Origin of the sequence: Streptomyces sp. NPDC058812 (genome assembly GCF_042744565.1) — a bacterium.
GTDB classification, from domain to species: domain Bacteria; phylum Actinomycetota; class Actinomycetes; order Streptomycetales; family Streptomycetaceae; genus Streptomyces; species Streptomyces thinghirensis.
This window is the reverse complement of the sequence record NZ_JBHYOB010000005.1, coordinates 354,751-369,454: the sequence shown is the minus strand read 5'-3', so window position 1 is coordinate 369,454 and position 14,704 is coordinate 354,751. Positions and strand designations below refer to the sequence as shown.

Annotated in this window: 2 protein-coding genes (1 of these 2 cut by a window edge); both read right to left on the bottom strand. The window is 74.5% G+C overall.

The genetic code is table 11. From position 1 onward, the window contains the following. A protein-coding gene (locus ACFW48_RS13495; RefSeq protein ID WP_386313802.1) for an SDR family NAD(P)-dependent oxidoreductase crosses the window boundary here: on the bottom strand, nt 1-1,916 show its 5' end (the start). 10,480 nt of this gene lie to the left of the window's left edge; the window shows 1,916 of its 12,396 coding nt (coding positions 1-1,916); it begins with the start codon at nt 1,914-1,916; its stop codon lies beyond the left edge, outside the window. After that, on the bottom strand, nt 1,913-14,704 hold the full coding sequence (locus ACFW48_RS13490; protein ID WP_386313799.1) for an SDR family NAD(P)-dependent oxidoreductase: 12,792 nt from the start codon (nt 14,702-14,704) through the stop codon (nt 1,913-1,915). The genes ACFW48_RS13495 and ACFW48_RS13490 overlap by 4 nt, the downstream gene beginning before the upstream one ends.

Below are 14,704 nucleotides of genomic sequence, written 5' to 3'. Positions count from 1 at the left end.
GAGGAGGAGCAGGCGGTGTCCATCGCGACGCTCGGACCCTGGAAGTCGAAGGTGTAGGCGACCCGGTTGGCGATCAGTGAGGAGGTGGAGGCGACGACCTGCGGGGCGCCGTGCTGCACCGACTCCAGGCCGTACAGCTGGTAGTCGTTCCACATCACGCCCACGAACACGCCGACCTTGGCCGCGGTGGCGGCACCGAGCGTCTCCGGGGTGTGGCCGGCGTCCTCGATGGTCGCCCAGGCGGTCTCCAGGAAGAGCCGTTCGTGCGGGTCCATCAGTTCGGCCTGGCGCGGCGAGATGTTGAAGAACAGCGGGTCGAAGTGGTCGACGCCGTCGAGGAAGGCACCCCACTTGCTGTACGAGCGTCCCGTGGTGCCCCGGCGCGGCTCGAAGTAGTCGCGGTGGTCCCAGCGTTCGTGGGGGATCTCGGTGACGCAGTCCTGGCCGTCGCGCAGCACCTCCCAGAACCGGTCCACGTCGGCGGCCCGGGGATAGCGGCCCGCGAGGCCCACGATGGCGATGTCGCCGCCGGAGGTGTCCGGGCCGCTGACGAACGCCGCGGGGGCCGGTGCTGGGGCCGGTGCGGGTGCTGGTACGGCGGGCGCGGCGGCTTCGGGCGCCGGCGCGGCTCCGACTCCGTCCGCGGTCCCGGCCGCGGTGGGTGGTGCCGCTTCGGCGGGGCTCGGTTCCAAGCCCTCCTCGCGCAGGTAGGCCGCCAGCTTCCGCACCGTCGGGTACTCGAACAGCAGCGTGGGATACAGCTCCTGCCCGAGCCGTTTCTCCAGCCTGCCCGCGATGGCGAGCAGGTTGACCGAGGTCAGGCCGAGGTCGTAGAAGCCGCGGTCCTGCTCGACGCCGTCGTCGTCGCCCAGGATCTCCGTCACCAGTTCCGTGATCACCTGGTCGAGGGACGTGGCGGTGCCCGCGGGCGCGGGCGTCTCGGCCCCGTCGTCGGCGGGCTCGGGATCGGGCGCGAACGGGGAGACGGCAGGCGCCGGTACCGCTCCGGCGAACTTGGTGATGTGCTCGGCCGACCGGACCCGTTTGCAGGTGAAGCCGGTCATCGAGGCGATGACGCGGCCGTCCGCGCCGCAGATGGTGATGTCGCCGGTCACCGTGTCGCCGTCGGCCATGCGCTGCGAGAGGGCCGGGACGTACACCCTGCTGTCCCGGGCCGACGACCCGGCGGCCCGGAAGGACCGGATGAAGATGGGGATGAACGGCCGGGTCAGCGCGGCCCGCTGGTCGCGCCCGAAGTGCAGGAACGGCACGAGGGTGGAGAAGTCGAGCACCACCGGGTGGATGTGGAAGTGGTCGAGGTAGGCCGCCGCGGCATCGCCGAGGGAGATCTCGGCGAGCGCGTCCCGCGGCCGGGTCCGGAGCCGCCCGCTGACCTTCATGAAGTCCCGGTGGTGGATGGAGAGCTGTCGAGCGAAGGCGTACAGTTCCTCCGCGTCGCCCTCCTCGGTGGCACCGGCTCCGGTCAGGCCCGCCAGGTCGAGGGCGGGGCTCTCGACCGGCAGGCCGAGCCGGATCTCGGCCTGGAAGTTGCGCTCCCAGGTGTCGTCGACCGGGCTGCCGTCGATGAGGGGGCGGCTTTCCACGTGCACCGGCACCGTGTCCGGCCCGGAACGCTCCCCCACAACGATCCGCAGTTCCCTGTCCATCTCCGCGGTGGCGACGACGGGTGCGATGAACAGGCAGCGGCGCAGCTCCGCGGTGGCCGGGTCGATGCCCGCGTGTCCCAGCAGCCGCAGCGTCAGGTCGAGGTGGAAGACGCCCGGCAGCACGGGCACGTCGTGGACGAGGTGGCCGCGTACGATCTCGTCCCCCGCCGTCACGACCGAGCGGAGCCGACGGCCCTCGACGGCGGCGAGGTCGCCCTCGACGGTCGAGGGACGGTGGGGTGCGGTCATGAGAGTTCCTCCAGCGGCAGATAAGGCCGATGTGCGGGGATGCGGTGGCTTGCGGTGAGGGTGGGCTCGTCCTCGGCCAGCTCCAGATAGCGGCGGCCCCGGGGCGGCGCATCGGCGTTGGCGGCCGCCTGCGCGGCGGGAGCCGCCGCGAGGACGGAAGTCGTCCCGGTGGCGGGTTCCGCGTCGATCCAGTGCCGCACCCGGTGGAACTCGGCGGGCGGCAGCGGCGCACGGACCGCCGCGCCGCGCTCGTCGGCGTACGGTTCGCGCAGGATCGCGTGGCAGTTGGTGCCGCCGAACCCGAAGGAACTCAGGCCGGCGCGGCGCAGGCCGCTCCGTGGGATCCAGTCGCGCAGTTCGACGTTCGGGTAGAAGGGCGAGGTGTCGAAGGCGAAACGGGGGTTGGGTGCGCGGCAGTGCAGGGTGGGCGGCAGCTGCCGGTGGCGCAGGGCGAGGACGACCTTGTGCAGTCCCGCCATGCCGGAGGCCATGAGCAGATGGCCGATGTTGGACTTCACACTGCCGATCGCGCAGAACCCGGACGCGTCGGTGTCGCTTCTGAAGGCCCGGGTCAGGGCCCGCAGCTCCATCGGATCGCCGATCATGGTGCCGGTGCCGTGCGCCTCGACGTACGACACCGAGTCGGGGACCGCGCCCGCCATGCGCAGCGCGTCGCGGACGACGCGCTCCTGAGCGGCCGGGTTGGGTGTGGTCAGGCCCATGGTGCGGCCGTCGTTGTTCATGGCCACGCTTTCGAGGACGGCGTGGATGCGGTCGCCGTCGGCGAGGGCGGCGGCGAGCGGTTTGAGCAGTACCGCCCCGGCGCCCTCACCGGGCACGAACCCGTCGGCGTCCTTGTCGAACACCCGGCAGCGTCCGGTGGGCGAGAGGGCCTCGGCGGCGCTGAGCTTGAGGTAGGGCACATGGTCGAGCAGCAGGTCCGCCCCGGCCACCAGGGCCAGTTCGCACTCGCCGAGCAGCAGCGCCTGCCGGGCCAGCCAGAGGGCGGTCAGGGACGACGAGCAGGCGGTGTCCACCACCATGTTGGGTCCGCCGAAGTCGTGGACGTGCGCGATGCGGGCGCCGATGAAGTTGGGGTTGAGGCCGGTGACGGTGGCGCGGCCGGGCTCCGGGATCCGCAGGCCGTAGTTGGTGGTGCCCGCGCCCGCGAAGACTCCGACGCGGCGTCCGGACAGCTCGTGGCGCTCGTATCCGGCGTCCCTGATGGTCTGCTCCGCGCACTCCAGGACCAGCCTGATCACCGGGTCGACATGCGCGGCGTCGGCGTCCGGGATGCCGAAGTACGCCGGGTCGTACGCCTCTATGTCGTCGATGAAGCCGCCCCATTTGCTGCTCGAGCGGCCGGGAGTGATCGTGGGCGTGTACAGCCGCGAGCTGGACCAGCGGGTCGCCGGGACCTCCCGCACCGCGTCGTGACCGGTGCGCAGCAGTTCCCAGAAGGCCTCGGTGGTGGGGGCGCCGGGGAAGCGGCTCGCCATGCCGATGATCGCGAGGGGCGCGGACACCGGGCCCGGGGCCTGTCGGTTGTGGGCGTCCTGGTGCGCGGTCGGTGCGGGGGCGCGGCGGTGGACGGCCGTCGTGGCCGCCCCGCCTCGCCGCTCGGCCGCGGCGGGCTCGCTCCGGTTCTCCCGCGCCGCCTCGGGCTCGCTCCGGTTCTCCTCGGCCGACGGTGGCGCGTCGTTCGGTTCCGCCGCCGGCAGCAGACCGTCCGCTGCCCATGCCGCCAGGCCCTGCGGGTACTGCTGGAGCAGATGGGCGCCGAGCCCGACGGCGGTTGGGTACTCCAGGACGGTGGACGGGGCCACGGGTTCGCCGGTCAGTGCCTCGAGTCTCGTGACGATACCGGCCAGCAGGATGGAGTCGACGCCGAGGTCACTGAAGTGGACATCGGGCGCCACACGCTCACGGGGCAACAGCACCTCCTGCGCGATCAGGTCGCGCACGGCGCCGACGACCAGGGGCAGCAGTTCGCCGGACGGCTCCTGGGTGTCGCGCCCCGGTCCCGGCGGGGCCCCGGACGATACGGACGGGGCGGCGGGTGCGGCGTCGGTGTCCCGGTCGCGTGCCAGGGCGATGACGTTCGGCCCGGGGGCACGGCGCAGCGCCTGCTCCAGGAGGCCGATGCCCTCGTCCGGGGTGAGCGAGGCGAAACCCTGCTCGGTGTAGCGGGGGCTGCGGACCTCGCCCATGCCGGCGCCGGACCAGCCGCCCCAGGCGATGGACAGATAGCGGGTGCGCGAGCCGCGGCGCGCTGCGCGGGCGGCGAAGGCGTCGAGGTAGGCGTTGGCGCTGCCGTAGTCGGCCAGCCCCGTGGAGAGGAACGGCAGGGCGGCGGAAAGCGATGAGTACAGGACCACGAAGTCGGGTTCGTCGGCGGCGAGGAGGCCGTCGAGCACGACGACCCCCTCCCCCTTGGGTTCCCAGGTCCGGGCGACATCCGCCCATGTCTTGCGCAGGAAGACGGGCTGGTGCCGGTCGACGGAGCCCGCGCAGTGCACGACCGCGGCGATCGGGCCGAGGCCGGCGCGCACGCCGTCGAGGAAGTCCTCCACGGCCGCCCGGTCCGTGAGCGCTCCGCCGTACGCCGCGATCCGCGCGCCCCGGTCCCGCAGCTCGACCAGGTCCGCCATGCCGTTGGGCAGTCCGTGGGCAGCGCCGTCCGCCGTCCACTCCTCGACCGGGGGCAGGAGGCGGCGGCCGGTTACCGCGAACCGGCGGGCGCCGCGTGCGAACAGCTCCCGGGCGAGGGCCGCGCCGAGTCCTCCGGTGCCGCCCGTGATGAGGTAGACGCGGTCCGGGTCCACGGCGAAGCCGCCGAACATGCCCGGCCCCGGCTCGTGTGCCGGCTCCGGGGGCAGATCGACGAGCCGGGGCGCATGGCGCACGTTGCCGCGCAGGCACACCTCGGGCTCCTCGCCCGCCGTTTCGATCTCCCGCACCGCCAGGGGCAGCGCGTCCTCCGGTCCGGTGTCCCCTTCCAGGTCGAGTGTGGTGGCGCGGACCGCCGAGTACTCGCTGCCGACGGCGCGGACGAGTGCCGCCATCCGGGCCCCCCTGGTCCCGGGCCGGGGGTTGCGGTGGGCGGCCAGGCCACGGGTGACGTGCACGATGTTCAGGTCCGAGCCGGTGCTGTGCGGGGCGCCGGGGGCGGCGCCGACGGCCTGCCGGACCAGGGCCTGGAGCAGGGCGACCCGGCCCGCCTCGTGTCCGAGCCCGGAGTCCTCGCCCATGGCACCGGGGTCCGGGGGCCCGGCGAGGTCCACGAGGTCGAGTACGGCGTCCACCCGGGTGTGCCGGGCCAGCAGTGCGGCGGCGACCGCCGCACCGTCGGCGTGGTCGTCGTAGTCGAGTTCGTACTCGTACTCCGGGGGCAGCAGCCGGGGCAGGCCGGAGCGCTCCCGCAGCATGATCCAGTCGATGCTCTCCTCCAGGCTGCCGATCACGCCGAGGCTCTCGGGTCCGCGCAGCACGAGCAGGCAGGTGAGCCGCCGGCGCGGGGGCTGCCGCGAGGTGTGCAGGGGTGTCCAGCGGCGCTCGACGAGTACGGGATGGCGGCCACCGTCGACTCCGGTCCGGGGCGACGTGCGCGGCGTGGTACGGGACGTGGCGGTCGGCGCGTCGCGGCGGGGACCGGGCCGCGCGTCCTCGCCGTGGCTCCGGGGCTCCCTGCTGGGCCCGTGCCGCCGGGTGTGGTCGAAGGGGTACGTGGGCAGCGGCACCCGGCGCCGGGGACGGCCCGCGTGAGCCGCGCTCCAGTCGACGCTCTCCCCCGCGGCCCAGGCGGCCGCCAGGGCGTGCGGGTCAGCGGTCTCCGCGCCGGGCACGGCCCCCGGGCCGGCCGCGCCGGTGCCCGGGTACACGCCCGGGCCGTCACCCGTGGTCAGGAACCGGTCCAGGCGGTCGCGGAGTTGCTCCACCGACTCGGCGACCAGGGCCACCCGGCTCTCCAGGTGCGGACGGCCCGTCTGGGTCGTGTACGCCAGATCGGCCAGGGCGGGCAGATCGGCCTCGTCGGGGGCGGCGAGGGTGTCCCGCAGCCGCTGTGCGTAGGCGCGCAGGCGCCCGGAGTCACGGGCGGAGAGGATGACGGCCTGCCCGGCCGGCTTCTCGATGACGGGGACCGGCGTCAACGGCGGTTCCTCCAGGACCACATGGGCGTTGGAGCCGCCGAATCCGAAGGAGCTGACGCCCGCGCGCAGCGGCGGCGCTGCAGTGTCCGCACCGGCCGGGGGTTTCCAGGGCTCGGCCGTGTCGAGCAGCCGGAACGGGCTGTCGGTGAGGTCCAGGTGACGGTTGGGGGGATCCGCGTACAGGTTGGGCGGCAGGGTGCGGTAACGCATGGCGAGCAGTACCTTCAGCAGGGACGCGATGCCTGCGGCCGACTCCAGGTGGCCGATGTTGGCCTTGACCGCGCCGAGGGCGCAGCCGCCCGGGAGCCCTTCGGCGGCGCCGAGCCGGGTGAAGGCCTCCTTGAGACCACTCACCTCGACGGGGTCGCCGAGTTCGGTGCCGGTCCCGTGGGTCTCGACGTAGGTGATGCTGGCAGCCGGGACGCCGGCCGCCCCGACCGCCTCGACCACCACGTCGGCCTGGGCCGAGGGCTGCGGCGCGGTCAAGGAGTGGCCCCGGCCGCCGTGGTTGACGGCGGTGCCCAGGACGACCCCGTGCACGGTGTCGCCGTCGGCGAGCGCGGCGGACAGCCGCTTGAGGACCACGGCGCCGACGCCCTCGCCGCGCACGTACCCGTCGGCGGCGTCGCCGAAGGCGTGGCAGTGCCCGGTCGGCGAAAGCATTCCGGCCTTGGCGAGGGACTCGTACACCTCGACGGAGAGCAGTGCGTTGACGCCACCGGCGAGGGCGAGGTCGCACTCTCCGGAGCGCAGCGCGATCACCGCCCGGTGCACGGCGGCCAGCGAGCTGGAGCAGGCGGTGTCGATCGCCTCGCTGGGACCGCGCAGGTCGAGGAGGTGGGAGACCCGGTTGGGCACGATGCTGTGTACATTGCCGGTGACGGTGTGGGCGGCGGGCGGCTCGTCGTTGCCCCGCAGTACGTCGAGCCAGTCGTGCAGGGTCACTCCCACGAAGACACCGGTACGGCTGCCCGACAGGGAGCGCGGATCGTATCCGGCGTGTTCCAGGGCGGACCAGCCGGTCTCCAGGAAGAGCCGCTGCTGCGGGTCCATGGTGCGTGCCTCGCGCTGGGAGATCCCGAAGAAGTCGGCGTCGAAGGCGTCGACGTCGTCGAGGAATCCGCCGTACCGGCAGTGTTCTCGTGCGGCCGTCGCCCGCCAGTCCCAGCGTTCGGGATCCACTTCGCGTACCGCGTCATGGCCTGCCATCAGCTGTTCGAAGTACGTCTCCAGGTCGGGGGCGCCGGGGAACCGTCCGGCCATGCCCACCACCGCGATCGGCTCGCGTTCACCGGGCGCGGGTACGGGGTGCGGGGCGGGTCCCGGCAGGGCCGGGGCCGGTGCGGCTGGACGTGTGTCGGTCCCAGGGGCCCGAGCCGGGTATGCCTCGGCCGTGGGCTGGTCCGTCAGCGCCCGGCGGACCGTTTCGTGCGCCGAGAGCGCCGCCGTCAGCCGGACCAGGGTGGGATGTTCGTAGAAGACCACGGGGGTGAGCGCGGTGCCGAAGGCGGTGTTGATCCGCTGGCAGAACTGGGTGAACAACACGGAGTTGAAGCCGAATGCCCCCCACTCGGTGTCGGCGTCGATCTCCTCGCGCGGCGCCTTCAGGAGCGTGGCGGCGATGTCGAGGAGGCTGTCGCGCAGACGCGGTGCCGCCCGGTCGTCCTGCGGGGCCACCGGCGCCGGGCCCGGCGCGTTCGGCGGCGTACCGGCGAAGGCGGCGGTGAAACGCTCCCGGTCGCCGACCCCGACGACGGTGCACCCCGGACCGCTCGCGAGCACCTCGTCCAGGGCGCGCAGCCCGGTTTCGCCGTCCATGGTCCGCAGGCCGGTGGTGGTCTCGGCGAGCGCGAGGGCCGCCGCAGGTGCGGACATGCCACCGTCGCGCCAGTGCGGCCAGGCCACCGACACGCTCACCCCGTGGCGCTCCCCCGCGGTGACCCGGGCGTCGCGCCACGACGCGAAGGCGTCGAGGTGGCGATTGGCGGCCGCGTAGTCGCTCTGTCCCGCGTTGCCGAGGGTGCCGCTGACGGACGACATCAGGCAGAAGAAGTCCAGCTCCCGGTCGGCGGTCACCTCGTCGAGCAGCCGGGTTCCGATCGTCTTGGGGGCGAGGACCCGGGCGCTGGAGGCGTCGGACTTGTCGCGCAGGGCGGCGTCCTCGACGACACCCGCGGCGTGCAGGACGCCGTTGAGCGGGCCGAACCGCTCCTCTCCCGCGGCGACGGCCGCGGCGAGGGCGTCGCGGTCGCAGACGTCGGCGCTCACGTACAGCGCCCGGCCGCCCAGTTCCTCGATACGGCTGACGAGTCGCCCGGTTCCGGCACGGGCCGGGCCGCGCCCGAGGAGGATCAAGGAGGCGTGATGGGTGCGGGCGAGCCGCTCCGCCAGGATCCGTCCGATGCCCCCGGCCCCGCCGGTGACGAGGTAGACGCCGCGCTCCCGCCAGGGTGCGACGGGCGCGTCCGGCCGGTGCTCCAGGGGCTCCAGGGGCTCCAGGGGCTCCAGTACGCGCGTCCAGTGGCGCCCGTCGGCGAAGCGCACCTCCGTGCCGGGGCCCCCGGCCACGGCCAGCAGGTCAGCCGCTGCGGGGACGTCCGCCGCGCCGCCCGCCACCTCGATGTGGACGCCCCGGAAGCCGGGGATCTCCTGCTCGGCGGAGCGGGTCAGGCCCGGCAGGGCCGCGCCCATGGGGTCCGTGGCAGCCGGGAGGCACAGCCCCGCGTAGGTCACCGGGACGCCGCTCGCGGCGCAGGCCCTGGCCAGAGCCGTGGGCAGCCGCAGTGGGTCGTCACTGAGCGCGCCCGCCCCGAGGCGGCGGCCGTCCAATACGGTGACCCGCCTGCCGGGGACGGCCTCGGCGACGGCCCGCACGACGTCGTCCTCGCTTCGGGCGACCGTGACGGCCGGGTCCTCGGGCCGCCAGCCGCCGCCGGCCAGCGCCACCACCGGCGTACGTTCCGTGGTGGTCGGGGCCGGTGCGGGGATCGGGATCGCCCGCCAGGCGGCGCGCAGGTACCACACGGACGCGTCCCGGCCGTCCCGTGCCGCGGCGGGCATCGGGGCCGCGATCCCCAGGTGCGTGCCCTCCAGCCAGTACCGCGTGGGCCGGAACGGCCGCGGGGGCAGCGGCACGCGTCGCCCGCCGGTGTGCCCGAACAGGGTCTCCCAGTCGGCGACAGCGCCACGCGTCCACAGCCGCCCGACCCTGCCCGGCTCGCCGCCCGCGACCAGCCGGGCCAGGAAGTCCGCCGTCTCCTCGCCGTCGGTGAAGACGTCGGCGAGGGAGGCCTCACCGTCGGCACGGCCGTAGGCGATCGCGGACGCCTCGTCCGGACCGGCGAGGGCCGCCAGGCGCTCGGCCAGCTCGGCGTGGTCCGCCGCCACGAACGCGGCCCGCTGCGCGAGGGGCTCCCGGCCGACGCGCAGGGTGTGGGCGATGTCCGCGAGCCGGGCGGCGCGGCCGGGCCCGGCCGTCACATGGGTGTGCAGTCTGCGGGCGTAGGCGCGCAGCCGTTCGGAGTCGGCGGCGCTCACCACGATCAGCTCGGGGCCGGTGCCGGCGGACTCCGGGACGGCCGTCGCGGGGGCCTCCTCGACGACGAGGTGGGCGTTGACGCCACCCGCGCCGAAGGAGCTGACACCGGCGCGCAGCGGCAGCGGCCCGTGAGGTCCCTCCGGCCGCCGCCAGTCGCTCAGTTCGCGCTGCACCCGGAACGGAGTGCGGTCGAAGTCGATGTGCGGGTTGAGGGTGTCGGCGTGCAGGGTGGGCACCAGGGTGCGGTGGCGCAGCTGGAGGAGCACCTTGGTCAGGCCCGCGATCCCGGCCGCCGGTTCCAGATGGCCGATGGCCGACTTGACGCTGCCGACGGCACACCAGCCCACCTGGTCCGGCTCGTTCGCCGCCGGATCACCGAACGCGGTCGTCAGGCCGCGTATCTCGATGGGATCGCCGAGTGCGGTGCCGCTGCCGTGCGCCTCGACGTAGCTGACGGTGCGCGGTGGCACGCCGGCGGCGGCCAGGGCTCGGGAGACGAGTTCGGCCTGCGCCCGGGGGTTGGGCACGGTGAAGCCGCTGGTGCGGCCACCGGAGTTGGTCCAGCTGCCCTTGATGACGCCGTGCACGTGATCACCGTCGGCCAGCGCCCGCGACAGCGGTTTGAGCAGGACGGCGCCGACACCCTCACCCATGACGAACCCGTCCGCGTCCGCGCCGAAGGGGCGGCACCGGCCGTCGCGGGACAGCATGCCCATCTGCGCGTACTGGATGTGGCGGGCCGGGTGCAGGACGAGGTTGACGCCTCCGGCGAGGGCCGCCGTGGCCTCGCCCCGGCGGATCGCCTCGCAGGCCAGGTGCACCGCGACGGCCGAGGCGGAACAGGCGGTGTCCACGGCCAGGCTGGGGCCGGTGAAGTCGAAGTGGTAGGAGACACGGTTGGCGATCTGGTAGTTCTCGGCGTACGGGAAGGGGCCGTCGCCGGTGACGGCCGCCGAACGGCTCAGCGCGGCGTAGTCGTTGGCCATGACGCCGACGTAGACACCGACCTGCGGGCCCAGCCCGGCGCGGGTGTACCCGGCGTCCTCGACGGCCTCGTGGGCGACTTCGAGGAAGAGCCGCTGCTGCGGGTCCATCGCCTCGGCCTCGCGTGGGGCGATCCTGAAGAACTGCGCGTCGAACCGGTCGACGTCCTCCAGGAGGGCGGCCCAGGCCGAGTAGGTCGTGTCCGCGCCCCCGTCCGCGGCCAGGTGGCGGCTGTGCTCCCAGCGCTGTGCGGACAGCTCCCGCACCGCGCTGCGGCCCTCGGCGAGCAGCTCCCACAGTTCGTCGACGGTGGCGGCCTGCGGGTAGCGCCCGGCGAGGCCGATCACCGCGACGGGTTCGGGCGCGGCGGGCTCACCGGCCGACGGCGTGCTGTCGGCGGACCGCGCGGCGGGGAGCGCGGCGGGTAGCGCGGGCGGTGCGGCCAGGGGCGTCTCGTGCGGTGCGCCGGCGAGTGCGCGGACCAGGCCGTCGACGGTGCGGTGCTCGAACAGCAGCGTCGTCGGCAGCTCGCGCCCGAGCCGCTTCTCCAGCGCCACCGTGAGGTTCACGATGTCGAGCGAGGTCAGCCGCAGCGCCTCGAAGGTGGCGTCGGAGGTGACGGGGGCCTGCGGGCGGGCGAGCGTGCGTGTGAACGTCTCCTGGACGAGGGCGCGTACGGATTCGAGGCCGCTGCCCGCCGGGCCGGGGGCGGATGACCCGGTGCGTGGGCCGGCGGCGGGCCCCGGGCCCTCCTCGGTGCCGTGCACCCGTGCCCGGAGTGCGGCCAGGTCCGTGATGTCCTCGGCCAGCTCCGTCAGTGCCGCGAGCCGTGCCGGGTCGGCGGCGGTCGTGCTCGGGTCCTGCCGCTCACCACCGGTGTCCTGCCGCTCGCTCTCCTCGGGGCGGAAGGCGACGGCCGCCGCGTGCGCGACCGGCATGCGGTGGAGCACGCCTCCGTCGTCGTGCGCGGTGCCGTGTCCGGCGACGGCCTCCAGGAAGGCGCGGGCCGGTTCGTTCCTGGGCGTGCGGCGGTAGCGGGCTTCGAGGAACTCCGCGCCGTCCTCGCGGGCGGCGGCGCCGAGGTGGCTCAGCAGGGCGTGCTCGGCGCCGCGGCCCAGCACCCGGCAGCTCATCAGGAAGGTGTCGACGACGACGGTGTCGCTGCCGTGCGTCCGCCGGGTCAGGGCGGTGGCCATGATGCCGTAGTCACCGAACCGGTCCCGGACCTCGGCGACCCAGCACCGTACGTCCTCTCCCTCGGTGGCGAGTAGGGCGCGCAGCTCCGCCTCGGTGCGGCGAACGGTGGTGAAGTTGAACTGGTTGGTGCGGTGGGTGAGTTGGGAAACGCGCGGCAGATCCGCGTCGGCCGCCGGACGGACGTCGACGACGAGGCCGAGGCTCGCGATGAAGTCGGCGAAGGTGAGCGAGGAGTCGCGCAGTTCGTCGCGTCGGCGGCGGGCCGCGTAGTCCGCGGCGCGCCCCAGGTCCTCCGCGGTGACCTCCGGGCGGTCGAACGCCCAGACCCGCTCCAGCATCCCGGGCAGCCGTTCGGGCCGGTCCGCGGGGAAGGTGAGCGCCAGGACCTGGGGGCAGGCGGCTCGTACGGCGGCGATCTCGACCGGATTGTCGTCGAGGAAGACGAAGCTGTCCAGACCGAGGCCGAGTTCGCGGGCCAGGGCGACGAGACCGCCGGGCTTGGGCTCCCAGCCGATCCTCCAGGCCGCCAGGTGCTCTTGGCGCAGCGGCATGTCGGTGCGGCGGCGGAAGACCTCGAAGACGCCGTCCTCGTCGTTCTTGCTGGCGAGGCAGAGCAGTACGCCGCGCTCGCGCAGTCGCAGCGCCCACCGCTGGAGCTCCAGGTGGGCGTCGTCCAGTGTGATGCCGTCCGGGCCGTCCTCGCCGCAGACGCCTCTCCAGAGCGTGTTGTCGCAGTCGAGCACGAGGACCTTGAACGGCGGAGCGAGCAGGCCGTGCACGGAACGCATCAGCGCGGTGCCCAAGGCGGTGCAGGCGGCGTCGGTGTAGGGGATGTGGGCGTGGGCGAGCCGGGCGCGGTCGTGGTGCTCGGCGGTCTCGAAGCCGCCGCCCCACCGTTCGCCGCCGGCCAGGTGGACGCCTCGCAGCTCCGCGAGACCCCGCGTGACGGTGTCCTGCGCCGCGTCGAGGGCCCGGCGGCGCACGGCGTCGGCGCCGGGCGTGGGCGGGCAGAGGTGCACGATCAGCTGGGCGCCGCCCTGCCGGGTGTACGCCGTGACGGCGGCGACGAAGTCGGCGGCGATGGTACTGAGACCGCCGTCACCCGCCAGCCAGTCCTCCAGGCGCAGCAGGACGGCGTTGCATCCGCCGGTGTTGCGGTGGAAGGCGCTCGCAGGGTCCAACAGCTCCTGAAAGACCTGTCCGTACGGGGCGAGTTCGATGCGCAGGCCGAGCCCGAGGCGTTCGTTCCAGTACGCGAGGACGGGCAGCAGCGGGTCGGTGGTGAAGGTGGCGGCGGTCACCAGGGCGGGACCGCGGCCGGCGGCCTGCCCGTCCTGCGGATCGGGCGCGGGCACAGCGGTCGTGGCCGGGGTGGTGGCGTCCGCCCCGCCGCTCCGGGGGTCCTGGGTGCCGAAGGTGTCCAGGATGTGGGCCCGGCCCGGCTGCGCGGTCCGGTCCACGACACGGCGCACCAGCGCGGCGGCGACGGGTTCGACCGGTGCGCCCGCGTCCTGCCCGACGATGCCTCCCGACAGGGAGGTCGCGAGCCGTGGCGGGCGGGCCACCAGGAACCGCACCGAGGGGTACTCGACGGCGGCGCCCCGCATGAGGCCCTCGACGGCGCACTTGGCGGCGACGTAGTGGGCGCGGCCCGCGGGCGGCTCGGTCACCCAGTGCGAGGAGACAGCCAGCACGCAGCCGCCCGTGCCGGTCAGATCCTCGGCGAAACAGGACAGTGGCCCGCGGACGAGTGCCAGGCTGGCCATGACGTACGCGTCGACGCGGTCGGCCGCGGCGGTGTCCAGGCCCAGGGCGGTGACGGGTGGGCAGGCGCTGAGCACCAGGATGTCGAGCCGCCCTTGTTCGCTCAGGATGCGCTCGCGTGCCTCGGCGCACCACCGCGGGTCCGACCAGTCGCCCTGCACCAGGCGCAGCCGGTCCGCCGCCTCTCCGAGCCCTTGGCGCACCGCCTCGGCGTCCGCCCGGCTGCGGTGGAAGCCGCCGTACACGGTGGCGCCCTGGAGCACGAGTGCCTGGGCGAGTGCGGCTCCGAGTCCGCGGCTCGCGCCCACGACGAGGCCCACCTGCCCGGTGAGAGCGGTGCCCGTGCCCCCCAACTGCTCACGGACCCGCTCCGGCTGGGGCGCGGGCACCTCCGCGCGCACCAGTGCCTCGGCCTCGACGGTGCCGGTGAGCCCGGTCCCGGTGACCCTCCCGGCCAGTTCCACTCGGCCGAACCGGTGGTCCACGGCGGTGATCCGCGCCTGGGCCCCCGGCTCGTCCGCGGGCTCCTCGTCCAGCAGGCGCACCGTGTAGCCGGAGGCGAGCGCGCGGCGCCCCGGTGCCTCCATGCCGACCAGGTAACTGGCCCAGCCGAGAAGTGCGGCCAGTTCGACGGTGACTCCGGAGGCGGCGGCGCCGGTGGTGCCGAGGAGGCGGGTGTACGCGGCCTCGTCCGGGTCGTACGCGGCGTCCAGGTGGCCCTCGGCGAGGTCGTCCAGGGGGCGGTCGGCGGCCTCGGTACGGCGGCGCGTGTCCGCGGGGGCGGTCGGCAGCGTTCCCGAGGGCCGTGTCCCGTTCTCCAGTTCGAGGTCGAGGAGCGGACGGCCGCCGTCGAGGACCCGGACGGTCGTTCGCGGTATGTCCACTTCGGCCACGGCGGTGTATTCCTGGCCGGTGAACAGGGGGGCGTGGAAGCGGGCGCGGACGGCGACCGGCACGCGGCCGTCCGCCGGCCCGGGCAGCGCGGCGAGGGCGTGCAGCACGCCGAGGGCGCCGTGCACGACCCGCTGTCCGAAGGACGTGCGCCGGGTGTAGGCCTCGTCCATGTGCAGCGGGCTGTGGTCCCCACTGGCCTGCCCGAACGCCTCGACGTCGGCCCGTGTCACACGGAACCGGCTCGCGGAGGTGGATGGCAT